The sequence below is a fragment of the uncultured Sphingomonas sp. genome (assembly GCF_913778135.1).
Taxonomy (GTDB): Bacteria; Pseudomonadota; Alphaproteobacteria; order Sphingomonadales; family Sphingomonadaceae; genus Sphingomonas.
On record NZ_CAJYVU010000059.1, the window covers coordinates 1 to 23,256 of the forward strand.

At 68.1% G+C, this 23,256-nt stretch carries 22 protein-coding genes; 14 read left to right on the forward strand and 8 right to left on the reverse strand.

Annotation, left to right across the window (positions count from 1 at the left end; translation table 11 throughout):
• Positions 1-166 precede the first annotated feature (166 nt).
• Positions 167-934, reverse strand: coding sequence for a Crp/Fnr family transcriptional regulator (locus QZ847_RS06140; RefSeq protein WP_294354325.1), 768 nt, complete (start codon positions 932-934; stop codon positions 167-169).
• A 144-nt stretch (positions 935-1,078) separates the two neighbouring features.
• Here QZ847_RS06140 and QZ847_RS06145 point away from each other — a divergent pair, with 144 nt between their 5' ends.
• The 4 genes from QZ847_RS06145 to QZ847_RS06160 are packed head-to-tail and all read left to right on the forward strand — an operon-like array spanning position 1,079 to position 5,203.
• On the forward strand, positions 1,079-2,215 hold the full coding sequence (locus QZ847_RS06145) for a metallophosphoesterase (protein ID WP_294354327.1): 1,137 nt from the start codon (positions 1,079-1,081) through the stop codon (positions 2,213-2,215).
• A complete protein-coding gene (locus QZ847_RS06150) occupies positions 2,209-3,459 on the forward strand; it encodes an arsenic transporter (protein ID WP_294354329.1) in 1,251 nt (416 codons plus the stop codon). The genes QZ847_RS06145 and QZ847_RS06150 overlap by 7 nt, the downstream gene beginning before the upstream one ends.
• A gap of 10 nt (positions 3,460-3,469) precedes the next feature.
• Complete coding sequence (locus tag QZ847_RS06155) at positions 3,470-3,916, forward strand: DMT family transporter (protein WP_294354332.1); 447 nt, start codon at positions 3,470-3,472, stop codon at positions 3,914-3,916.
• Between the two features lie 30 nt (positions 3,917-3,946).
• Entirely contained in the window at positions 3,947-5,203 is a 1,257-nt protein-coding gene (locus QZ847_RS06160) for an MFS transporter (protein ID WP_294354337.1), read from the forward strand.
• 15 nt (positions 5,204-5,218) lie between these two features.
• Here the strand turns inward: QZ847_RS06160 and QZ847_RS06165 are convergent, their stop codons facing one another.
• The 3 genes from QZ847_RS06165 to QZ847_RS06175 all read right to left on the reverse strand — a co-directional run bounded on the left by QZ847_RS06165 (position 5,219) and on the right by QZ847_RS06175 (position 8,812).
• Positions 5,219-5,494, reverse strand: coding sequence for a hypothetical protein (locus QZ847_RS06165; protein ID WP_294354341.1), 276 nt, complete (start codon positions 5,492-5,494; stop codon positions 5,219-5,221).
• Positions 5,495-5,586: 92 nt separating this feature from the next.
• Entirely contained in the window at positions 5,587-5,886 is a 300-nt protein-coding gene (locus QZ847_RS06170) for a hypothetical protein (RefSeq protein ID WP_294354344.1), read from the reverse strand.
• Between the two features lie 40 nt (positions 5,887-5,926).
• Positions 5,927-8,812, reverse strand: coding sequence for a pitrilysin family protein (locus tag QZ847_RS06175; RefSeq protein ID WP_294354413.1), 2,886 nt, complete (start codon positions 8,810-8,812; stop codon positions 5,927-5,929).
• 154 nt (positions 8,813-8,966) lie between these two features.
• Here QZ847_RS06175 and QZ847_RS06180 point away from each other — a divergent pair, with 154 nt between their 5' ends.
• The 7 genes from QZ847_RS06180 (at position 8,967) to QZ847_RS06210 (ending at position 16,510) form a co-directional block, all read left to right on the forward strand.
• A complete protein-coding gene (locus QZ847_RS06180) occupies positions 8,967-9,416 on the forward strand; it encodes a MarR family winged helix-turn-helix transcriptional regulator (protein ID WP_294354348.1) in 450 nt (149 codons plus the stop codon).
• The gene (locus QZ847_RS06185; protein ID WP_294354351.1) at positions 9,413-10,849 is read left to right on the forward strand and encodes an efflux transporter outer membrane subunit; all 1,437 of its coding nucleotides are present in this window, start codon (positions 9,413-9,415) and stop codon (positions 10,847-10,849) included. Before QZ847_RS06180 ends, QZ847_RS06185 begins: the two co-directional genes overlap by 4 nt.
• Positions 10,846-12,006, forward strand: a complete 1,161-nt coding sequence (locus QZ847_RS06190; protein WP_294189172.1) for an efflux RND transporter periplasmic adaptor subunit — start codon at positions 10,846-10,848, stop codon at positions 12,004-12,006. Before QZ847_RS06185 ends, QZ847_RS06190 begins: the two co-directional genes overlap by 4 nt.
• Before the next feature lie 133 nt (positions 12,007-12,139).
• Positions 12,140-13,654, forward strand: a complete 1,515-nt coding sequence (locus QZ847_RS06195; RefSeq protein ID WP_294354415.1) for a DHA2 family efflux MFS transporter permease subunit — start codon at positions 12,140-12,142, stop codon at positions 13,652-13,654.
• Between the two features lie 46 nt (positions 13,655-13,700).
• Complete coding sequence (gene kynU, locus QZ847_RS06200) at positions 13,701-14,894, forward strand: kynureninase (RefSeq protein WP_294354355.1); 1,194 nt, start codon at positions 13,701-13,703, stop codon at positions 14,892-14,894.
• Positions 14,891-15,727: a tryptophan 2,3-dioxygenase gene (gene kynA / locus QZ847_RS06205; protein ID WP_294354360.1), complete on the forward strand. Its 837-nt coding sequence runs from the start codon at positions 14,891-14,893 to the stop codon at positions 15,725-15,727. The genes kynU and kynA overlap by 4 nt, the downstream gene beginning before the upstream one ends.
• Before the next feature lie 117 nt (positions 15,728-15,844).
• The gene (locus tag QZ847_RS06210) at positions 15,845-16,510 is read left to right on the forward strand and encodes an energy transducer TonB (protein WP_294354363.1); all 666 of its coding nucleotides are present in this window, start codon (positions 15,845-15,847) and stop codon (positions 16,508-16,510) included.
• Between the two features lie 40 nt (positions 16,511-16,550).
• Here QZ847_RS06210 and QZ847_RS06215 read toward each other — a convergent pair whose 3' ends face one another.
• On the reverse strand, positions 16,551-17,180 hold the full coding sequence (locus QZ847_RS06215; protein ID WP_294354366.1) for a L,D-transpeptidase family protein: 630 nt from the start codon (positions 17,178-17,180) through the stop codon (positions 16,551-16,553).
• A gap of 175 nt (positions 17,181-17,355) precedes the next feature.
• Here QZ847_RS06215 and QZ847_RS06220 point away from each other — a divergent pair, with 175 nt between their 5' ends.
• Positions 17,356-18,099 carry a murein L,D-transpeptidase catalytic domain family protein gene (locus QZ847_RS06220; protein WP_294354367.1) on the forward strand — a complete coding sequence of 248 codons (744 nt, stop codon included), beginning with the start codon at positions 17,356-17,358 and terminating at the stop codon, positions 18,097-18,099.
• A gap of 44 nt (positions 18,100-18,143) precedes the next feature.
• Here QZ847_RS06220 and QZ847_RS06225 read toward each other — a convergent pair whose 3' ends face one another.
• From QZ847_RS06225 to QZ847_RS06235, 3 genes are read right to left on the reverse strand one after another with little or no spacing between them, the layout of a single operon-like run.
• The gene (locus tag QZ847_RS06225) at positions 18,144-19,187 is read right to left on the reverse strand and encodes a glycosyltransferase family 2 protein (RefSeq protein WP_294354370.1); all 1,044 of its coding nucleotides are present in this window, start codon (positions 19,185-19,187) and stop codon (positions 18,144-18,146) included.
• The gene (locus QZ847_RS06230; protein WP_294354371.1) at positions 19,184-21,643 is read right to left on the reverse strand and encodes a DegT/DnrJ/EryC1/StrS family aminotransferase; all 2,460 of its coding nucleotides are present in this window, start codon (positions 21,641-21,643) and stop codon (positions 19,184-19,186) included. The genes QZ847_RS06225 and QZ847_RS06230 overlap by 4 nt, the downstream gene beginning before the upstream one ends.
• Positions 21,644-21,667: 24 nt before the next feature.
• Positions 21,668-21,982, reverse strand: coding sequence for a chorismate mutase (locus QZ847_RS06235; protein WP_294189189.1), 315 nt, complete (start codon positions 21,980-21,982; stop codon positions 21,668-21,670).
• A gap of 124 nt (positions 21,983-22,106) precedes the next feature.
• Between QZ847_RS06235 and QZ847_RS06240 the strand changes: the two genes are divergently transcribed.
• Together QZ847_RS06240 and rpsD are read left to right on the forward strand one after the other, a co-directional pair.
• Positions 22,107-22,316 (forward strand): hypothetical protein, encoded by a 210-nt coding sequence (locus tag QZ847_RS06240; protein WP_294354374.1) that lies wholly within the window; start codon positions 22,107-22,109, stop codon positions 22,314-22,316.
• A gap of 225 nt (positions 22,317-22,541) precedes the next feature.
• Positions 22,542-23,156 carry a 30S ribosomal protein S4 gene (gene rpsD / locus QZ847_RS06245; protein ID WP_093006254.1) on the forward strand — a complete coding sequence of 205 codons (615 nt, stop codon included), beginning with the start codon at positions 22,542-22,544 and terminating at the stop codon, positions 23,154-23,156.
• The last annotated feature ends 100 nt before the right edge of the window (positions 23,157-23,256 follow it).

The following is a 23,256-nucleotide window of genomic DNA, read 5'->3' on the forward strand; positions in this document are numbered from 1 at the left end:
ACGCCCAGCCGTTCTGCCATGTTCATTCCCCAACCCCGGTCCGAGAGCGGACCCAATGAAAGGGAGAAAGAAGCGAACAACGCCACCGTTCCCATGACGCACGTACAAAATGCGACTTTGTTCCGCCGCAGTGATCTACATCACTGATTTGATACAGCGATGTAATCTATGTCACTTTCTCCAGCGTCGGAGACACAGCGGCACCGACCGGCGGCAACCAGTCGGTCGCGATCACCGCATGTCGGTCGCGGAAGTCGACCAAGGCGGCGAGCCGGTCGACATCGGTGATCCGCACCACGCGCCCGTCGCGCTCGACCAGCCCGGTCGCCTCCAGCGCCTTGAGCGATCGGTTGACGTGCGTCTTGGTCAAACCCACCGCATCGCCGATGTCCTTCTGCGTCAACGGCAATTCGAACGCGCTGCCCTCCAGATTGTCGACCACGCGCAACCGCGAGCGGATATCGAGCAGCAATGTCGCGATGCGCGTAAACCCGTCGGTCTTGCTGATCGAGGTGAGCCGGTCGCCGATCGACACCTGTTCCGACGCGGAGATCGCGAACATCAACGCGCCCAGCCGCGGATGCTTGCGGAACAGGTCACCGAAATGCTCCTTCGGGATTTCGAACAGCGTCGTGTCGCTGACCGCCTGCAACGTCGCCGCGCTGTGCTGCCACGCGACCGACAGCGTCGTCGTTATGTCGCCGATGAAATAGAAGCGCAGAATCTGCCGGTCGCCGTCGCGCAGCGTCACCGAACTGTGCAGCCAACCACTGCCGACGATGTAGAGGTTCTCGATCGCCTCGCCTTCGTGAAAGATCACCGCGCCGGCCGGATACGACCGCTCGCGCCGTTCGAGCCAGCGCAGCGCGTCGCGCTCGGCAAAGGTGAGGTCGAGATGGTGCGACAAACGGGTTTCTAGCTGGCTGGCCGACATGGCGCTGCAAACGCCCGAACCGGTCGCGGTGTCCACGCGGGCCGAAGGAGGACTGATCTACTTTATTCTGGCCGACGTGGACATTTCTGAACATTGCTGAGTTCCAACGCCACTCTCAGGAAGGGCACCCGATGGAACGCCGGCATGACTGATGCGCGAATACCGTCCCGTTCGATTACGTGGGTGCATATCGGCGATCTGCACCTCGACGAGGCGGACGGCTGGGAAAGCCGCGACCGACTGGTGGCGATCGTCCATCAGATCGAAACCCGGCTGCGTGGGTCGGTCGACTTCGTCTATCTGCCCGGCGACAACGCCAATCACGGCACGCCCGAACAATATCGCGTCATGACCGACGCGCTCGCAGCCTTGACCGTGCCATGGCGCATTATCCCCGGCGACCACGATTTCGAGCCCGGCGACCTTTCCGCCTACGACGCCGCGATCCCGCCCGAGAACCGTCCGGAACACGAGGTGATCGCCGACCACCGGTGCATCTTCCTCGACATCGTGTCGGCGGGCGCCGGCGGTCCCGACTTCCGCCTGACGATGCACGACCGCAACCGTATCGCCGAGGAACTCGCGCGCGCCAGCGCCGAACGGCAGACGCCGCTCGTCTTCATGCACGCCTATCCGGGTGATCTCGCGGCGGACGGCGACGCGGTTGCGCAAAGCTTACTCTACGGCCACGTGGCCTTCGTCGACACCGGGCACACGCACTACAACGAGTTGCTGAACGACGGCTACGTCGTCTACGGCGCAACGCGCTCCACCGGGCAAATCGAAGAGGATCGCGGCCGCGCCGGGTTCGCGATCGTCACCGTCCACGATGGCGTGCCGAGCTGGCGCTTCCGCGCGGTCGACGCGCCCTGGCCACACGTGCAGATCGTGTCGCCGTGCGACCGACGCCTCGTCACCCGCCCCGCCGATCCGCTGCAGGTGCCGCGGCCGGGCAACGTGACCGTGACCGCGCGCGTCGATGGTGCCCCCGACAATATCGACGTGACCTTGGAGCATGGCTCGACCGCCACGCCGATGACGCGCGGTGCGGACGGACTGTGGCGCAGTGAGGTGTCGCTCAACGCCGGGCTGCACGCGCTGCGCGTCAATTGTGAACACCGGTCTGACACGATCGACGTGCTGGTGCGCGGCGCCGACGCGATCCCGAAGCGCCGCCTGCCGGTCGCACCCGGGCAGGAATGTCACGCAGTCGGTGCGTGGCCGATCGCCGGGATCGACGGCGCGCAGCTTGGTCCCAACAAGAACGGTGGCGGATGGTAAGCCTCGCCACGGGCGCCAGCTGGGCGATCGCGGGGCTGTCGACCGCGGCGGTGATCGCGCGGCCGATGCGCTGGCCCGAATGGATCTGGGCGGTCGCGGGTGCGGCTCTGCTCGTCCTGCTCGGACTGATGCCGCTTGGCGAAGCGGGCGGCGCGGTCGCCAAGGGGCTCGATGTCTACCTGTTCCTTACCGGCATGATGCTGCTGAGCGAGACTGCGCGCGAACACGGTGCGTTCGACTGGATCGCCGCCACCGCGGTGAACGCCAGCAACGGGTCACGCGCGCGGCTGTTCCTGCTCGTCTACGCCACCGGCGTGATCGTCACGACGTTCATGTCGAACGACGCAACCGCGGTGGTGCTGACCCCCGCGGTGTTCGCCGCGGCGAAGAAGGCGAAGGCCGACCCGCTGCCCTTGCTGTTCGCCTGCGCGCTGATCGCCAATGCGGCCAGCTTCGTGCTGCCGATCTCCAACCCTGCCAACCTCGTGCTCTACGGCGGGCACATGCCGCCGCTCGGACAATGGCTGCGCTCGTTCGCGCTACCGTCTATCGCATCAATCGTCGTCACCTTCCTCGTCCTGCGGTGGACGCAGGCGCGCCGGATCGCGGGCGCGTGCGAAAGCGACGTTGCGCGCGAGGCGCTGACCGGTCCGGGGAAGCTCGCAATCCTCGGCATCGTTGCGACTGCGGCACTGCTGCTGGTCGTCTCTGCACTCGACCGCGAGCTCGGTCTGCCGACCGCGATCGCCGGAATCGCGACCGCGCTTGTGGTCTCCGCGGCGGCAAAGGCGTCGCCGCTCACGCTCGCGCGGCAGGTGTCGTGGGGCGTGCTGCCGCTCGTCGCCGGATTGTTCGTGCTGGTCGAAGCGCTCGATCGCACCGGCGTGATCGCGCACGTCGCCGCATGGCTGCGTGCCGCCTCCGCGCAGCCGGTTCAGGCCGCCGCCGCATCAGGCACGATCCTGGCCTTTGTGTGCAACCTGATGAACAACCTGCCCGCCGGCCTCGTCGCCGCCACTGCCGTCGCGCAGGCGCAGCCGCCGCAGATCGTCACCGACGCGCTGCTGATCGGCGTCGACCTCGGACCCAATCTGTCGGTCACCGGCTCGCTCGCCACTATCCTGTGGTTGCAGGTGATCCGGCGCGAGGGCGAGGATGTCGGCTTCCTCGCCTTTCTGAAGGTCGGCGCGGTGGCGATGCCGCTCGCACTCATCGCCGCGCTCGGCGTGCGGCTGCTGGTATGAGGATGACACCATGAATGCCGCCTGGGCTTTCCCTTTCATCTTCGTCGCCGGCATGCTGCAGGCCGTCGGTGCCGCGATGGGTGGCGAGCTGAACAAGTCACTCGGTAATCCGTGGCTCGCGACGTCGGTGTCGTTCATGCTCGTGCTGTTCGTCACCGCCGCGCTGTTCGCGTGCATGCCGCGCCCGTTGCCCAGCGTCGGCGATCTCGCGGCGATGCCGTGGTGGGCGCCGCTCGGCGGGATCGTTGGCGCGGTGGCGGTGTTCGCGGGCTTCACGTTTATCCAGAAACTGGGCGCTGGGCCGGTCAACGGCGTCACTATCACCGCCAACATCCTGGCGAGTCTCGCGATCGATCATTTCGGGCTGCTGCGGATGGAGCAGCATTCGATGAATCCGATGCGCTTTCTGGGCGCCGCGCTGATGATCGGCGGCGTGACGCTCATTTCCAAATTCTGACACGCTGGCTCGAACGACGGGAAACGGATCATGGCGACGGCAACGGCATCGATCATGGCAGGCAGCTCGACCCCGAAACGGGGAGCACCCGGCCGCACGCTTGACGCACTGAACTTCTTCCTGGCCGACGTGCGCGACGGACTGGGTCCGTATCTCGCCATCTACCTCGTCGCGGTGCGCGGGCCGGCGCACGGCTGGAACGAGGCGACGGTCGGCATGGTGCTGACGATCGCCGGCATCTTCGGCCTGCTGGCGCAGACCCCCGCGGGCAGCCTGATCGACAAGAGCCGCAACAAGCCGCGGATCGTCATGGCCGCCGCGCTGCTCGTCACGCTGACCAGCGTTTCGCTCCCGTTCGTCCACGGCTTCGCTGCAGTGACCGCGACGCAGTCGATCGCGGCGGCCGCGGGCGCCGTGTTCGCGCCCGCGATCTCCGGCATCACGCTCGGGCTCGTCGGGCCGAAGCTGTTCGCCAAGCGCGTCGGCCGCAACGAGGCGTTCAACCACGCCGGCAATGCGGTGTCGGCGGCACTCGCGGGCGGATTGGCATGGAAGTTCGGGCCTGTGGTCGTCTTCTACCTGATGGGCGCGCTGACGGTCGCGAGCATCATCAGCGCCGCGCGCATCCGCAACGACGACATCGACAATGCGGTCGCGCGCGGGCTCGACTGCGAACCCGAGGAAGGCTGTGAAGAGCCGAGCGGGTGGAAGACGCTGATCGAGAACAAGCCGCTGCTGATCTTCGCCGTCATCGCATTCCTGTTCCACCTGTCGAACGCCGCGATGTTGACCTCGGTCAGTCAGTTGCTGGCGAAAAGCGTCGGCAAGGATCAGGCGACCTCGCTCACCGCCGCGTGCATCGTCGCGGCGCAGCTGGTGATGGTGCCGGTCGCAATGCTGGTCGGGCGCAACGCCGACCGCTGGGGCACGAAGCCGATCTTCCTCGTCGCCTTCGCGTTCCTGGCGGCGCGCGGCGCGCTGTATACCGTGTCGGACAATCCGTGGTGGCTGGTCGGGGTGCAGGCGCTGGACGGCGTTGGCGCGGGCATTTTCGGCGCGTTGTTTCCGGTCGTCATCGCCGATCTGACCGAGGGTTCCGGCCGCTTCAACGTCAGCCAGGGCGCGGTCGCGACAACGCAGGGTCTGGGTGCCGCGCTGTCGGCGAGCATGGCGGGCGCGATCATCGTCTGGGCAGGGTACAGCGCCAGCTTCCTGACGCTGGCGGCAATCGCGGCGGTAGGGTTCTCGCTCTACCTGATGGCGATGCCGGAGACGAAAAAGGACTAACCGGCTGCTGACGCGTCAGGCGCGGCGTGGGTCGTCGCGGTGTTCCGCCAAGGGGACGACCTCGAACAGGTAATCGCGCCAGCCCCGCTGTCGCGCGGCATCGGCTGCCGCCTGCTTCTTCGCGGCCGCTTCCTTCAACGACGCGGCGTGGCCCCAGAACACCTCGGTTCTGCCGTTCTCCAGCTCGGCGACGATGCGCCAGAAATGTGTGAAGGGCGACGCGGTCGGCCCGATCGTCTTGACGTAGCCATCGGGCATCGTCGCGGTCAGGTAGCGCTTCTTTCTCGCCATCGGCGCCGCATACAGGCTGGTCGGGAGCCCGTCAGCACGATGCCGAGAGGCGGGCACGCGCCGCACCTGGCGACGCGTACTCATCCGGTCGTTCAGCCCTTGCGCGTACCCGACAGCGGGAAGCTGCCGAACGCGCCCGCGCCAACCTGTCCGGTCACGGTGTCGCCGTCGATCGTGGCGCTGCAATCGAGCGTCATCGGCATCGGCGAGGTCATCTGCTGCTTCCACTTGAGCGTGTCGCCGTCGACCTCGCCCGACACGTCGGACGCGCCCATCGCGCCTGAGGCCTGGCCGGTGAAGCTGTTGCCCTCGGTCTTGACCGTCAGCGTCAGGTTCTGGTCGCCGAGCGGCGATTTGACCGTGCAATCGTAGGTACCGTCGAGATTGGCCATGATGCTCTCCTTAAGCGTTCACGAAAATGTGCAAGCGGGCTCAACGCCGCGCCGGCGCGGGCGTTGCGGCCGGTGCGGCCACCGGTGCGCCGCCAGTCGATGGCGCAACTACTGCTGCGGCGGGTATTACCTCCACCGGCAGGCCAAGCGTGCCGAGCTGCGGCTGGACCTGCTTGGCATCGCCGACGACGACCCAGACGAACTTGTTCGGATCGATCACCGCCCTGGTCGCCGCGGTCACCTGCGGCAGCGTCAGCGCGCGATATTTCTGCGTGATCGTGGCGTAATAATCGTCCGGCCGCTTGTAGAGGTCGTTCGCCTGCATCGCGCGCAGCACGTCGCCCGAGGTCTCGAAATCGCCCGACAGCGAGCGTGTCGCGCCGTTGATCGCGCGCTCGAACTCGTCCTGCGTCATCGGCTGCGCGCCGACATAGCCCGCGATGTCGCTGCGCATCGCCGCGATCGATGGCCCCGTCTGGTTCGCCTGCACCGGCGCCTGCACCGAATAGGGTGCCGCCATCTCGTTGCGGCGGAAATTGCCACCCGCGCCATAGGACCAGTGCTTCGTCTCGCGCAGGTCCATGTTGATGCGGCCGAGGAAGCTGCCGCCCAGTGCATCGTTGCCGACCTCGACCGGCAGCAGGTCGTCGGTGCCCTTCAACCCCGTCTGGGCGCCCGCGACGATCAGCGACTGCGGACTGTCCGGCCGATCGATCAGCACGATGCGCGACTTGGGCAAGGCGCCGCCCGCGGCCGGGAACACCTTTTGCCCGGCACTGCCGGTCGCCCGCCAATCGCCGAAGCGCTGCTCCATCACCTGTCGCACCTCGGCGAGCGGCCGGTCGGAGACGACGAAGATCTTCGCCTTGTCCGGCCGCAGCCACGCCTGCTGGAACGCGACGAGATCGGTGCGGGTCAATGCCTGCACCGCGCGCGGATCACCCGAACCCTGCGCCTTGGCGTAGGGCGAGTTTGGCGCGATCAGCTTGGGCAGCACGCGTTGTGCCAGCCCCCCTGGGCTGGTCAGCTCCTGCTGGATCTGCGTCAGCTGCTGCGTCTTGACGCGGCCGAGCTCGCTCTCGGGGAAGGCCGGCGCGCGCGCGATATCGGCCCAGATCTGCGACGCCGCAGAAAGGTTCGCGCTCGGCACCTGCAGCGACAAGGTGGTGCGATCGGCCGAGCTGCCCGTGCCGATCGTCGCGCCCAGCCGCTCCTTCGCCTCGGCCAGCTGCACTGAATTCAGCGAGCGCGTACCCTCGTCGATCATCGCCAGCGTCAGCTGCTGCGTGCCGAGCTTGTCCGCCACGTCCGCCGCGACCCCGGCGTCGAAGCTCAGCACCGCCTGCGTCATCGGCACGGTGGCGCGCTGCGCGTAGACGATCTCCATCCCGTTCGACAGCCGCGCGCGCTCCACCTTGGGGAAGGTGAGGCCAGCGATCTGACCGACGCCCGGCAGCGGCCCGCGCGTGCCCTTGGGCGCGGGTTCGGGTGCAGCCTGCACCGCGACGGCGGGCGGTACCTTCGCCTCCTCGTACGCGTCGCGCTTGCCCGGCACGACTTCGACCGAGAAGCTTGGGCGCGACAGCCACTTGTCCGCCGCCGCCTTGACGCTCGCCGGCGTCTGCGCGGCGAGCCGGGCGAGCTGTTTCTTGTAATAGCCCGGATCGTTCGAATAGAGCGCGCCTTCCGCCAGCGCGACCGCCTTGCCGCCGAAGCCGCCGACCGACTCCAGGCCGTTGATCCGGCGCGACACGGTCTGCGTGACGTAGCGGTTGACCTCGTCCGCGCTCGGCCCGTTCCTCAGGAACTCGGCCATGATCTCGTCCATCCGGCGCGAGACGACCGCGGGATCGACGCCGGGACGCACGATGGCGTTGATCGTGAACGTGCCGACCTGTGCGAAGCTGCTGTTGTCCGCCGACACCTGCACCGCCAGCTTGTCGCGCTTGACCAGTTCGTTGTCGAAGCGCGAGCTTTCCAGCCCGCCGAGCACGCCCGCCGCCACGTCGAGCGGTGCGGCGGCGGGATCGTTCAACCCCGGCACTGCCCAGGTCTTGACGATCATCGTCGCGGCGACATTGTCCTTGATCACCGCACTCGCCGGACCGGGCAGCGAGGCCGGAACCGCCGCCGCCGGCGCGACGCTCTTGGGGCCGGTGGGGATCGCGCCGAAATACTTCTCGACCAGCGGGCGCGCGGTCGCGACATCGATGTCGCCCGCCAGCACCAGCACCGCATTGTTCGGACCGTAATGGTCGCGGAACCAGTCCTTGACCGTGGTCAGCGTCGCCGCGTCGAGGTCCGCCATCGATCCGATCGTCGTGTGCCCGTAGGGGTGTGTCGCGGGAAACAGACCCTCGGTCAGCTTGTACTCGAGCAGGCCGTAGGGCTGGTTGTCCCCCTGACGCTTCTCGTTCTGGACGACGCCGCGCTGCTCGTCGAGAACGCCCTGCGTGATCGCGCCGGTCAGGTAACCCATGCGATCGGATTCGAGGAACAACGCCCGATCTAGCGCGGCGCGCGGCACCGTCTCGAAATAATTGGTGCGGTCGAAATAGGTCGTGCCGTTGAAATCGGTCGCGCCGACCTGCTGCAGCGGCTCGAAGAAGTCACCCGGCGCATTCTCGCTGCCGTTGAACATCAGGTGCTCGAACAGATGCGCGAAGCCCGTCTTGCCCTTCGGTTCGTGCTTCGACCCGACATCGTACCAGACACTCACGGCAACGACCGGTGCCTTGCGATCGGTATGAACGACGACGCGCAGTCCGTTCTTGAGCGTGAACTGCTGATACGGGATGTCGACCGCGCTGACGAGCGACGACACCGGCGCCGCGGCGGCGGTCGACGGCGGCGCGGACTGCGCCCAGGCAGCGGGGGTGAGACCGGCGAGCGCGACGCTCGCGGCGAGGAACGACTTGAAGGTCAAGACTGGCACGCTCCCTAAGATGTTTTGCCGTGGTGTTTTGCCGGAGCATAGCAGCGGCCCGGCCGGCGGCAATGCTCCCCACCCAACTTATCTTCATCGCTGTCAGTAGCTCTCGCAGTTGACTGCCGAAGCAACCGTTGCCATAGCAACCGTCATGAATGCTTACACGCGGGAAACCTTTCTTCCCGAAACCTCGATCGGCTATCTGGTGCGCTCGATCCACCAGCTCGGCTACGCGCGGATCGATGCCGCCTGCGCCGACGAGGGGCTGACCGGCATTCAATGGTCGGCGCTGATCGCGATCCATTTCGGCCAGACGACCTGCGCGGCGCTCGCGCGCGATCTCGCGCACGACAAGGGTGCGATGACGCGGATGATCGACGTGCTCGAGGCCAAGGGGCTGGTGCAGCGCGACCGCGACGACGCCGACCGGCGCCTCGTCAACCTGTCGCTCACCGACGAGGGGCAGGCCGTGGCGATGCGCAGCCGCGACAAGGTGATCGCGCTGTGGAACACCGTGCTCGCCGACTGGAGCACGGAAGAAACCATCGCGCTGATCGCGCAATTGCAGAAGCTGCGCCGCACGCTGGAAGAGTTCGCATGACCCGCCCGTTGACCCGGCCGTTGCTCACCAGCCTGCTCGCCGTCAGCGCGCCAATGGCACTGGGTCTGGCCGCCTGCACGCCGCCCGACACACGCCCAATGCTGACGCCAAAGGCGGCGAGCGACCTCGCGCTCGCCGGTCCTTCGGTACAGCTCGCGCCCGATTTCTGGACGGTGGTGGGCGACCCCCAGCTCGACCGGCTGATTGCCGACGCGCTGGCGGGCAATCCGTCGCTCGACGTGGCGCTCGCGCGCACGCGGCAGGCGCAGGCGGTGCTCGCGCGGCAGGGATCGGAGCGCGGACCCAATGTCACGTTCGACGGGCAGGTTCAGGGATCGCGTCTGTCGGGGCGCTACACCATTCCGCCACCCTTCGCCGGCACCGTTCGCGCGATCGGCACCGCGCAGGCCGGGCTCGACTGGAACCTCGACCTGTTCGGGCGACAGAAGGCCGCAATCGCGCAGGCGGGCGCATCATTGCAGGCGGCGCAGTACGACATCGCCGCCGCGCGCCTGATGATCGCAGGCTCTGTGATGCAGAGCTACGCCGAGGTCGCGCGCGCCGAGCGGCAGGCCGCGATTGCCCAGCGCACCATAGCGGCGCGCGAGCAGAGCGTCCGCCTGATCGACGCGCGTGTGCGCAACCGCCTCGCCAGTCGGCTCGACCAGCAGGCGGCGGGCACGCTGCTCGCGCAGGCGCGTCTCGTGCTGGTGCAGGCGCAGGCCGCGCGCGTGTTCGCGACCAACGCGCTCGCCGCGCTGGCCGGACGCGGCAGCGACTATGCCGCGCAAATCGGTGCCACGCATCTGCCGACCGATGCCGCGCTGCCGATCCCGGCGCAGATCCCCGCCGACCTGCTGTCGCGCCGCGCCGATGTCGCCGCCGCGCGCGCGCGCGTCGAGGCGGCATCGGCCGGGCGGCAGGTCGCACGCCGCGCCTTCTATCCCAACGTCAATTTGACCGCGCTGGTCGGATTGCAGGCGATCGGCTTCGGCAATTTCCTCGATCTCGACGCTGGCACCGCGGGCGGCGGCGCGGCGATCCATCTGCCGCTGTTCGACAACGGGCGGCTGCGCGCCGAGCTGGAGGGGGCGACCGCGCTCGTCGATGTCGCGACCGCGCAGTATAACCAATCGGTGATCGACGCCGCGCGCCAGGCCGCCGACGCGATCGCGCAGGTGCGCGCCGCCGACCTCGAGCGCACGCGCCAGCAGCAGGTCGTCTCAGGGTTCGCCGAAACGGGACGCCTAAACGCCATCCGCGTGCAGAGCGGGCTCGATAGCCGGCTCGACCTCGTCGACAACGACGTGCGGCTGCTCGACGCGCAGCTCGCCGCCGCCAACCTTTCGATCGACGCGCTGCTCGCACGCGCGCAACTCGCCATCGCGCTCGGTGGCGGCTTCGACCCTGCTCAGGACGTGACACCCCGATGACCGATAGCGCGACCGATACTGCTTTCGAGACCCCCGCGGGCAAGCCGCGCGCACGGCGTCGCGCCTTCGCGATCCTGGGCGTGATCGTCCTCGTCGCGCTGATCGTCTGGGCGGTGTTCCACTTCCTGCTGGCCGCACCCGAGGAGGAGACCGACGACGCTTATGTCGCGGGCGACGTGGTAGCGATCACCGCGCGCGATCCCGGCACCGTGCTCGCCATCCACGCCGACAATACGCAGAGCGTGAAGGCGGGACAGCCGCTGATCGACCTCGATCCCGTCACCGCCGACGTGAACGTCGCCGCCGCCGCTGCCGATCTGGCGAAGGCGGTGCGCGCCACCCGCGCCGACATTACGCGTGTCGGGCAGTCGGACGCGACGATCGTTCAGGCCCAGGCCGAGCTTGCCCGCGCGCGCGACGATTATCAGCGCCGCCGCGGTGCCGCCGCGGAGGGCGCCGTTTCGGGCGAGGAACTGTCCCACGCCGCCGACGCAGTGAAGGTCGCCAGCGCCAATCTGCGCCTCGCACAGCAGCAGCGCGCGCAGGCGCAGAGCAGCGTTCAGGGCACCGACGTCAACACCAACCCCGCGGTGCTCGCCGCGATCGCTGCCTATCGCCGCGCCGCGATCGTACGCAGCCACATGCACGTCGTCGCCCCCATCGACGGCGTCGTCGCGCAGCGTACGGTGCAGGTCGGGCAGCAGATCGCCGCGGGCACGCCGTTGATGGCGGTGGTGCCGCTCAAGCGCGTCTGGGTCGACGCCAATTTCCGCGAAACGCAGTTGAAGGACTTGCGCATCGGTCAGCCGGTACGCGTCACCGCCGATACCTACGGCGACGACCTGGTCTTCCACGGCAAGGTCGCGGGCGTCGGCGCGGGCAGCGGCAACGCCTTCGCGCTGCTGCCGCCGCAGAACGCCAGCGGCAACTGGATCAAGATCGTGCAGCGCGTGCCGGTGCGCATCGCGCTCGATCCGCGCGAACTCGCCGCCAACCCGCTGCGCGTCGGCCTGTCGGTCAAGACCGTGGTCGACACCGCGAGCAAGTCGGGCGCGCGCCTCGCCGCCGTCGCGGCTGCGCCCTACAAGGGCGAGGTGACCGGCACCGACCCGCAGGTTGAAGCCAACATCCGCCAGATCATCGCCGCGAACCGGTAACGTTTCCGTGGTCGAACAGAGCGCCGCCAGCAAGCTAGCCGAGGCAGCACCCGCGCAAGCGCAGGCCAACGCGCCTATCCGCCCCGCGGCGAACCCGGCGCAGGCGGCAGATGCCGGTGGCGGGCCACCGCCGATGGTCGGCGGGCAGCTGGCGCTCACCTCGTTCGCGCTCGCACTCGGCACGTTCATGATGGTGCTCGATTCGACCATCGCCAACGTGTCGCTGCCGACGATCGCGGGCAATCTGGGCGTCAGCAGCGACAATTCGACCTGGGTCATCACCGCCTTTGCGGTCTCGAACGGGATCGCTGTGCCGCTGACCGGCTGGCTGATGCGGCGGTTCGGCGTGGTGCGCGTGTTCTGCACCGCGGTTGCCCTGTTCACGCTCGCCTCGTTCCTGTGCGGCATCGCCTGGAACCTGCCGTCGCTGATCCTCTTTCGCGTACTGCAGGGCGCCACCGCCGGCCCGATCATGCCCGGCAGCCAGGCGCTCTTGATCGCGATCTTCCCACCGCAGAAACGCGCCACCGCGCTCGGCATCTGGTCGATGACGACTCTGGTCGCGCCGGTGATGGGGCCGATCCTGGGCGGCTACATCTCCGACAATTATCACTGGTCGCTGATCTTCCTCATCAACGTGCCGTTCGGCATCTTCGTCGCGTTCATGTGCTGGACCAACCTGAAGTCGCGCGAGACACCGACCGCGAAGCTGCCGATCGACGCGGTCGGGCTGGGATTGCTCGTCGTCTGGGTCGGCGCGCTCCAGGTAATGCTCGACCTCGGCAAGAATGCCGACTGGTTCAACGATCCCGCAATCATCGTGCTGACGATCGTCGCCGCGATCGGCTTCATCGCCTGGGTGATCTGGGAGTTGACCGACGAGAACCCGACCGTCGACCTGTCGCTGTTCGCCAGGCGTAACTTCCTGATCGGCAACCTCGCATTCGCGCTCGGCTATGCGGTGTTCTTCGCCAACCTGCTGATCCTCCCGCTGTGGTTGCAGACCCAGCTCGGCTACACCGCGACATGGGCCGGGCTGGTCGCCGCACCCAGTGGCGTCGTCGCGGTGCTGCTGACGCCGTTCGTCGCACGCCTGTCGGGCAAGTTCGACGCGCGGCTGCTCGCCAGTGTCGCGTTCATCGGCTTCGCGATCAGCTACTGGATGCGCTCGGGCTTCACGACCACCGCAAGCTTCACCGACTTCATGCTGCCGCTGCTGGTGCAGGGCGTGTCGATGAGCACGTTCTTCCTGTCCATGCTGACGATCGCGATCGATCGCATCCCGGCGGAGCGGCTGCCCTCGGCGACCGGCATCTCCAACTTCGCGCGCATCGTCGCGGGCTCGTTCGCGGCCTCGATCATCACGACCGCCTGGGACCGGCGCGAGGCGTTGCACCAGTCTCGGCTGGCCGAGGCGATCGGCAGCGGCGTGCCCTACCGCATGGCGGCCGAGCAACTGGCGCGCATGGGGCTGTCGGCCGAGCAGGCGGCGGGCGCGATCACGCGGCAGATGGTGGGGCAGGCGTATCTCCTCGCCTCGACCGACCTGTTCCGCATCAGCTCGTACCTGAGCGTCGGACTGCTCGTCATCGTCTGGCTGTGCCGCCGCCCGACCCCGCCCGAAGGACACGTCGTCGCGGCCGATTAACGCGCACTTCTAGGACTTGGCCCGCGGACCCGCTAAACGCACCCGCATGACCGATTTCGCCGCGACGCGCGCGCTGTTCCACCTGCCCGAGGGCGTAATCTACCTCGACGGCAACTCGCTCGGCCCGCTGCCGCTCGTCGCCGAGGCGCGCGTGCGCCAGGTGCTGCGCGAGCAATGGGGCGACCAGCTGATCCGCGCCTGGAACGACAGCAACTGGATGGCGCTGCCCGCGCGCGTCGGCGACCGGATCGCGCGGCTGGTCGGCGCGCCGCCGGCCAGCGTCGTCACCGGCGACACGCTGTCGATCAAGGTGTTCCAGGCGCTCGCCGCCGCATTGGCGCTCGCCCCGCCCGACCGCCGCGTGGTCCTGAGCGACAGCGGCAATTTCCCCAGTGACCTCTACATCGCCGACGGACTGCTCACCGCACTCGGCGGGCGCGAGCTGAAGGTCGTTGCACCCGAAGGAGTCGCCGACGCGATCGACGAGGGCGTAGCGGTCACGATGCTGACCGAGGTCGATTACCGCACCGGACGCCTCCACGACATGGCGGCGCTGACCGCACGCGCGCACGCGGCCGGCGCAGTGACCGTCTGGGACCTCGCCCATTCCGCCGGCGCGATCCCCGTCCATCTGGAACAAGCCAATGCCGACTTCGCGGTGGGGTGCACCTACAAATATCTGAACGGCGGTCCCGGCAGCCCCGCCTTCATCTATGTCGCACCCCGCCACGCCGACCACGCGCAGCCGATCCTGTCGGGCTGGCTCGGTCATGCCGAACCGTTCGCGTTCGAGCGCGCCTATCGTCCCGCCCCCGGCATCGAGCGGATGCGCGTCGGCACGCCGCCGATCGTCGCCTTGTCGATCCTGAACGCCGCGCTCGACGCATGGGACGGCGTCGACATGGCCGAACTGCGCGCCGCCGCAATCCGGTTGTCCGAGACGTTCATCCGCGAGGTCGAGCGACGCTGCGCCACGTTGACGCTCGCCTCGCCGCGCGATCCGCACGCACGCGGCAGCCAGGTGTCGTTCCGCCACGATCACGCTTACTCGGTGATGCAGGCGCTGATCGCGCGCGGCGTGATCGGCGACGTCCGCGCGCCCGACATCCTGCGCTTCGGCTTCACACCCTTGTACCTGTCCGACGCCGAGGTGGTGCAGGCCGCCACGATCCTCGCCGACGTGATCGACACCCGCGCCTACGAGGCGCCCGAGTTTCAGCAGCGCGCAGCCGTCACGTGAGCGACGACGCACCGCACGCTGCTCCCGCTCACGAGGGCGCCGAGCTCAACTTCGCCGGCAAGATGGCCTATGCCGATTACCTGGCACTCGACCGCGTGCTGACCGCGCAGCATCCGCGCTCGACCGCGCATGACGAACTGCTGTTCATCATCCAGCATCAGACCAGCGAACTCTGGATGAAGCTGGCGGTGCACGAACTCACCAGCGCGCGCGACGCGATCCTCGCCGACCGACTGCCCGACGCATTCAAGATGCTCACGCGCGTCAGCCGCATCCTGGAACAGTTGAACGGCGCGTGGGACGTGCTGCGCACCATGACGCCGAGCGAATACACGACCTTCCGCGATGCGCTCGGCCAGTCGTCTGGGTTCCAGTCGTGGCAGTATCGCGCGATCGAATTCCTGTGCGGCAATCGCCATCACGCGATGCTTGATCCGCACCGCCACCGCGCCGACACGCTCGCCACGCTGGAACAGATCCTCGCGAGCCCCAGCATCTACGACGCCGCATTGCTGCTGCTCCACGCGCGCGGGCTGCTCGCCGATCCGACGCGCGACTGGCATGTCGAGCGCACGCCCGATCCGGCGGTGACCGACGCCTGGGCGACGGTCTACCGCGATCCCACGCGCTACTGGCCGCTCTACGAACTGGCGGAAAAACTGGTTGATCTGGAGGATTACTTCCGCCGCTGGCGCTTCAACCACGTGACCACCGTTGAGCGCGTCATCGGGCTGAAGCGCGGTACCGGTGGCACCGGCGGGGTCAGCTACCTGCGCCGGATGCTGGAGGTCGAGCTGTTCCCCGAGCTCTGGCAGGTCCGCACCCATCTGTAGCACGCCCGATTAAGTCGCTTGATCAACATGGGGCGATAGGCGCAGCTTTACGTTACGGAGTTCGTCGACAGGCGGTTCCACGCCCGCGGCAGCACTCCGAACGAGGAGAGATGTCTTATGGTCTATTCCGATCAGGCACCGGGCAGCAGGCGGATCGCCACGATCGCGGGTGTCGCGGTGATCCACGGATTGCTCGGCTTCGCCTTCGTCACCGGCATGGCGACCAGTTTCGTGCGTGATGTGTCGCGCACGCTGACGACCACCAACGTGCCCCTCGACGAACCGCCACCGCCGGATGCACCGCCGCCGCCCAAACGGAGTGCGACCGCACCGTCGAGCGCCTCGACGATCACCGTGGTCGAACCGCGCGTGCCGACACCCGCCGCGAGCGACACCGTCTTCGTCGATCTTGCCCCGACGCCCGCGCCACCGCTGCCGCCCGCGCGCGTCGATGTCGCGCCGCCGCCGGCTCCGCCCGCGATCAGCAAGGCGAGCGGCGTCCGCGTGATCGGCAATCGCGGCGCCTGGATCACGACCGACAATTACCCCGCCGCCGCGCTGCGTGCCGAAGAGCAGGGCGTCACCGGCATCACCGTGAAGATCGGCGCGGATGGGCGCGTGACAGGTTGTTCGGTAACCGCGCCGAGCGGATCAAGCGCGCTCGACGCCGCGACCTGCCGGCTCTATCAGCGTCGTGCCCGCTTCGCACCCGCTCGTGACGATGCCGGCTTGGCGGTCGCCACCAGCTACAGCGACCGGGTACGCTGGCAACTGCCGCAGTGATCGATCAGTCGCTTCCCCGGCATACCCGCGGGGAAGCGGCTTAGTCGACCCGCATTGCCTGTGCGATGCCCTCGCGCTCGTTGGCGCGCGCGGTCTCGCTCGCCTCGTGATCGCGCACCGGTGCCACGCTGGCGTAGCGCGGCGCATCCATGCCGCTGATATAGGCCTCGTCGGTCACCTCGACGGTCGCACCCAAGCTGGTGATATCGAACAATTTCTTCGCAAACGCGGTCGGCAGGCGGATACACCCGTGCGAGGCGGGGAAGCCCGGGTTCGCACCCGCGTGGAGCGCGACGCCGTCCCAAGTCAGCCGCTGCATGTACGGCATCGGCGCGCTGTCGTAGAGGTTGGAGAAATGCTTCGCGTTCTTCTGCAGAATGGTGAAGCTGCCGGTCGGCGTGTCGTTGCCCGTCTTGCCGGTCGACACGCTCGACGCTGCGATCAGCGTTTCGCCGCGAAAGACATAGGCGCGCTGGTCGGGGATCGAGATCAGCACGCTGACCGGCCCCTGCGCCTCGTTATCGGTCCACAAGTAACGATTGGGCGACAGCGTCGCCGCCGCCTCGGTCAGCGCCAGACTGTCCATCGTCCGCGCGGTGGCGAGTGAAGGGAAACAGGCGCCGGCAATCACCGGCGCGACCATCAACATGGCGCGTCGCAGCATCGTCATCCTCGTGTCGTTTGGGCCACCTCGGCCGGGCTCGCACGGTTGATAACTCCTTTACGCGAATTTGGTGCCACGCCGACGAGTCGTGTGGAATCCGCGCCAGAATGTCGTAGTCGGCGCCTAAGATACGGAAAAGACAGCGGATCGTTAAGGCGAATCGTGATAATACGGCCTCGCAATGGGTGAGGGATTATTCAATCAGATGGAGCTGACGCGCGACACCGTGGCATCTAGGCGTGCCTTGTTGAAGACGGGTGGACTGTTCGCGGGGGCGATGATGATCCCCTCGGCCGTGGCTGCCGGTATGCGTCGCGCTCCCCAATCGTTGCTCCCCGCCGGCCTGTACGAGGGGCATAGCGCGGGCGGCTTCACCGCCGACTCCTTCCCCGCCGACAGCGCCAACAGCCTCGGCAGCGTTCGTCCCGCGCTGATGCGCCGTGCAATGGCCGCGCTCCAGCAGCACGGCAGCAGCGTCGCGCGACACGACCGCATCGCGATCGCGGACTTCGCCGCCTCATCGGGCCGCCCGCGCTTCCACCTCGTCAACCTCGAAGACGGCCGCACCGCCTCCAAGCTGGTCGCGCACGGTTCCGGTTCGGACCCGGCGCATACCGGCTACCTGCAGCGCTTCTCGAACGCCAACGGCTCCAATGCGTCGTGCGAGGGCGCCTTTCTGACCAGCGACTATTATGTCGGCAAGCACGGCAAGTCGCAGCGGCTGATCGGCCTCGACCATACCAACAACAACGCGCTCGACCGCGCGATCGTGGTGCACGCGGCATGGTACGCCAATCGCGAGATGGTGGCGGAACGCGGCATGCTCGGGCGTAGCCAGGGTTGTTTCGCGGTCGGCGAGAACGAACTGGCCGAGGTCTTCGAGCGGCTCGGGCCGGGCCGGATGATCTACGCTGCGAAGGTGTGATACCGCTCGCCTGAGCATCCGAGCTCGGGCGTAAACGCTCTAATCTACCCGGCGGCGAGCCACGGGCGGACCTGCCCGATCATGCGGCTCCATGCCAGCCGGTCGACGCGTGCGACCGTCGCGACCGGACCCGCCGCCATTGCGTCGCGCAGACCGATCGTCCCCCGCCGCAGGCCGGCGCGAACCACCTGTGCCCATACCCGCCGCGTCTCGCGCGCGATCAGCCGCCGGTCACGCGCATCCGCGGCCGCGGTCGCGAGGTAGCGCAGCCGCGCATGGTCGAGCAGCGCGGCCAGTCGCCCCAGCGTCTCGCCGTTCGGCACCGGCTCGCCGTGCATCAGGTGACGCACGAACAATCGTGCCGCCGCGGGCGCCATGCCGCCGAACGTCTCGTTCAGGCTCTCGCCCAGCACGCGCTCCGCACTTGCCAGCATAATGTCCTCATACCGCTGCGAACACCCGCCGGCGTGACTGCGATAGGTGACCAGCGGCTCGTCGATTCGCGCTACCTGCCCCAGCGCGGCGACGCGGTGGTAGAGGTCGAAATCCTCGGCATAGAGCATATCGGGGCGCGTGAACGGATCGAGCGCACGCGCGACCTCGCCGCGCACCATCACCGACGACCAGACGAGCGGGTTGGAAAAACGCAGCAGCCAGCCGACCGACGCGGGCGTCGTGACCGGCGACTGACGCGAGGGGGCGATGCCGCTGTCGCTCAGCACCTGCGTCGCCGTGCCCGCCAGCGCGACGTGACGGTGCGCGTCCATGAACGCGACCTGCCGTGCGAAACGCTCCGGATGACACAGATCGTCCTGGTCGAGTGCTGCGATATAGCGTCCGCGCGCGTGGGCAAGCGCGTGGTTGCGCGCGCGTACCGGACCGCCGTTCTGCGCCAGCGCAATCAGCCGCACGCGCGGGTCGTGCCAGCGCGCCACCACGTCGCGCGTGTCGTCGGTGGAACAATCGTCGACGACGATGACCTCGTAATCGCCCATCGTCTGCCGCGCGACGCTGGCCAGCGTTTCCTCGATCAGCCGCGCACCATTGTACGCCGCCATGATGACGCTGACGACCGGCGCCGCGCTCATCCCGTCAACGCCTGTGCCGCGGTGCCGAGCAGCTGATCGACGATCATCATGCCGACGTCGTTCTGCCACAGCCACAATCCGTTGGCCTGACCGCGAAAGCTTGGCTCGCCGCCCAGCCGTCCCCAAGGCACGAACCCCGCGGCGAGTCCGATCCCGTACAACCCCGCGATCGGAGCACCGGCGGCGTCGCATACACGGCAGTGGCGATCGACCATCGCGGCGCCGACGTCCGCCGACAGCACGATCGGCGTGCACGCTCGGTCGAGGACCGGCAGCGCGTGCGGGCGGTAACCGAGCGCGGCGACCACCACGTCGGCCTGCGCGATCACCTCTCTGGCGCGCGCGTCCTCGTTGGCCGCGATGCGATGCAGCCGGACCCGCGGATCGGGCACGCGACCATCGATACCCAGCATCCTCTGCACCAGATCGCGCGCCTCGAGCCGGAATCCCGCCAGGCGATAGACGAAGCCCGACACGGGGCAGATGTCGTCGGGCCCGAAATCGGTAAATCCTTCCTCCTGCGCCGCCGCGGCGGAAGGATAAAAGGGTCTGAGTGACCGCCGGTGCAGCAGCGTGATGGCACCCTCGCTCAGCGGCAGCAGCGCCTTCAGCAGCGCCGCGATCGTGGTCAGCGCGCTGGTCGATCCGCCGATCACCGCGATACGTGGATCGCGCGTGCCCGCGATCAGGTCGGCGACCTTCTGCGTGCCCCCGACGCTCAACACCGCGTCCGATTGCAGCAGTCGCCCGCCCGCCAGCGCGGACAGTGGCTCCCCTGCGACTTCCTGCGCGGCCAGCCGATCGATCGGCTGATGCCCTCCGGTTGCGATCACGACGTGGCGCGCGCGGTGCTCGGTGATCGTGCCGGTCGCGACATCCTCGATGCGCGTGCACCAGCCGCTGCCGTCCTGCCGCGTCGACAAGGCACGCCGGCCCGTCATCACCTGCCCGCCGTTGGCGCGCACCACCTGCGCCAGCCGGTCGCCGAGCACGTCGAGCATCGGCCCGACCTCGACCAGCGGGACACCCAGCCCGTGGCGGTGCGCCGCGACCCGCGCGGTTGCCGGATGATCGACCAGTGCCGCGATCTCGGCATGCGGGTTGTTGGCGACCGCGGTCAGAAACGTGTCCGCGCTCGAATCGGAGGTGATCGCGTAATGGCCGAGCCGCCCGCTCCCCAGCGTCGTGCCCGCCTCGACCACTGCAAGCCCTTGCGACAACGCCGGTAGAACCCCCGCCTTCGATGCCGCGGTCAGCAGCGCGGTACCCGCGGGGCCACCGCCCACCACCAGCGTTTCATGATGGTCGATCGCGCGCGGCACCGCCGCGACGCGCGGGGCCGCGACAATGCGGTTCAGCGCCGACGCGACGCGCTCAGCATCCGCCGGCGTCATCGTGTCGGTAACGGGCAGCGACAATATGCGCGCGCCTACGTCGTCGCACACCGGCAGCGGCTCGATCATCGCGACTTCGCGCACCCACGGCTGCTCGCCCAAATGCGGGCTGAAGTACGCGCCGGCGCCGATCCCTTCGCGCGCCAGCGCCGCGATCACGCCAGTGCGGTCACATCCGCGCGGCAGCAGCACCGGGAAGAAGCCGTGCGCCTGCTCCCCCTGCCCCAACCTCTGCAACGCGAGACGATCGCTCAGGCTTTTGCGGTAGGCGCCCACCACTGCGCCGCGGCTGGCGCTCACCGCGTCGAACGTCGTCAGCTTTGCGCGCGCTATCACCGCCAGCACTTCGGGCAGCTTGGCGTTCAGGCCCGGTATGGTGGCGACGCGAGGCTGGGTGAAACCGAAATTCGCCGCGGCGCGCAGCCGCTCGATCACGCCGGCGTCGCCGCAGTGGATCAGCCCGCCTTCCGCCACGGCGAAGGGCTTCGTCGCATGCATCGAGTAGACGACCGGAAAGGGTGCGCCAGCGCCGAAGTTCACGCCCGCAGCGTCGGTAGTGCCGAGCGACGCAGCCGCGTCCACCACCACCGCGACGCCGTGCCGCGCCGCCATCCAGCGGTAGCGGTCGAGGTCGATCGCGTGTCCGAAGGTAGCGTATGGCACGACCGCTGCGATTTCGGCTCCGTGACGCTGGAGCAAGCGCTCCTCCTCGCGGGCCGACGCGCTCCAATCGTCCGGATCGACGTCGCAGACGAGCGGCACCAGTCCCGCCCACCACGCCGCCTGAGCGGTCGCCGCGAAGGTGAAGCCGGGCATCAGCGCCCTGCGTCCGCGTCCGCGCGCGCCCACCGCATCGGCCAGCGCGATCATCATGCCCGTTGTCGCATTGTTGACTGCCAGCGTCGCGCCGCGTCCACCGAACAGCCGCTCGGTCACGTCACGCTCGAACGCGCGCGCTTCCGGTCCGTGATTGCTGTAGGTACCACTTGCCTCGACACGCGACAGCGCCTCGGACAGCTGCGACAAGCGCGGCGGGTTGGGGGCGATCAGCGGCAGGTCCATGCTGCCGCCTTGCGCCCGGACGCGCTAACGTCGGGTTACATCGCGCCTGTCGAATTCTTCCAATTCATACGCGATCGAGGCTTCGACCAACGTGTCCCACAGAGCCGCAACCTCCCGCGTGGGCAGCCCGACCGCCGCAGCCGCCTCGACCGCTTGCGCGATCACCTGCTGCTTGCGCTCCTCGTCGCGCACCGCTGCCCGCTCCGGTTTGATCCGTGCGGCGGCGTCCATGTAGTCAAAGCGCCGTCGCAGCAGCGCAACCAGTTCGCGGTCGAGCGCGTCAACGCCGGCGCGCACCTCCGCCATCGTGCTGCACTCGGGACCGGGCTTGGTGTTCATGGAGTCGCCTGTGCCGCTCACGACCATCGATGTCTAGCCGACGGACATGTAAGAACGCGTCGAACAAGGCCGTTGACCCCACCCACCGCGTCCGCGCACGGTAATCACCTTAAGGAGACCAACCATGCTGCTCGCTCTCGCGCTGATTCAGGCGACCGTTCCAGCGGCACAGCCGACGCCCCCAGCCCCGTCCGAGGAGAAGCTGATCTGCAAGCGCGTCCAGCAACCGGGATCGCGCCTGCCGGGTAAGAGGACATGCCTCAGCCGCGAGGACTGGGCCGCGCAGGAGAAGGATGGCCGCGACGCTTTGTCGAGCACCAGCCGACAATATTGACGTCGCTGGCGCAGGGTCAGCTCAGACCGGCGCGGCCCACCATTGCTTGACCTTGCGCGCCCGCGCGGCTAAGCGCGCGCCTTCGCAATTGCCCCTGCACCCCGGTGAAGCGGTGGGCCTGCGCCGTCACAATGGTGGCGACGCGGCGCGATGACCGGGAAGAACCCTGCCTTTCATCGACGATGACGCGCAGGCCACGTTGTTCGCATTTGCCAAGGATTGAATATGTCGAAGCGTCATAGCGCGAAGCACAAGCTCGATCGCCGTTTGGGCGAGAACATCTGGGGTCGTCCCAAGAGCCCGGTCAACAAGCGCGAGTACGGCCCCGGCCAGCACGGTCAGCGCCGCAAGGGCAAGGTGTCGGACTTCGGCATCCAGCTGCGCGCGAAGCAGAAGCTCAAGGGCTATTACGGCGACGTGACCGAGAAGCAGTTCAAGCACTGCTACGAGGAAGCCGCGCGCATGAAGGGCGACACCTCGCAGAACCTGATCGGCCTGCTTGAGCGTCGCCTCGACATGATCGTCTACCGCGCGAAGTTCGCGCCGACGATCTGGGCCGCGCGCCAGCTCGTCAGCCACGGCCACGTCCGCGTCAACGGCGTGAAGTGCAACATCGCGTCGCGCCGCTGCTACGTCAGCGACGAGATTACGCTGGGTTCGAAGGCGCAGGAAATGGCGCTGGTGCTCGAAGCCCAGCAGCTCGCCGAGCGCGAAGTGCCCGATTATGTCGCGCCCGACGGCAACGCCAAGGTCACCTTCATCCGCGTACCGACGCTGGACGAGGTGCCCTATCCGGTGAAGATGGAACCGAACCTCGTCGTCGAATTCTACTCGCGCTAAGCCGAGTAGAATCCGACGACCGGCCGGCGGGGCTAAAGCCCCGACCGACGACGCGGGCTTTAGCCCGCGGCGGTACCGGGGAGAAAAGGGCGGCCCCGCG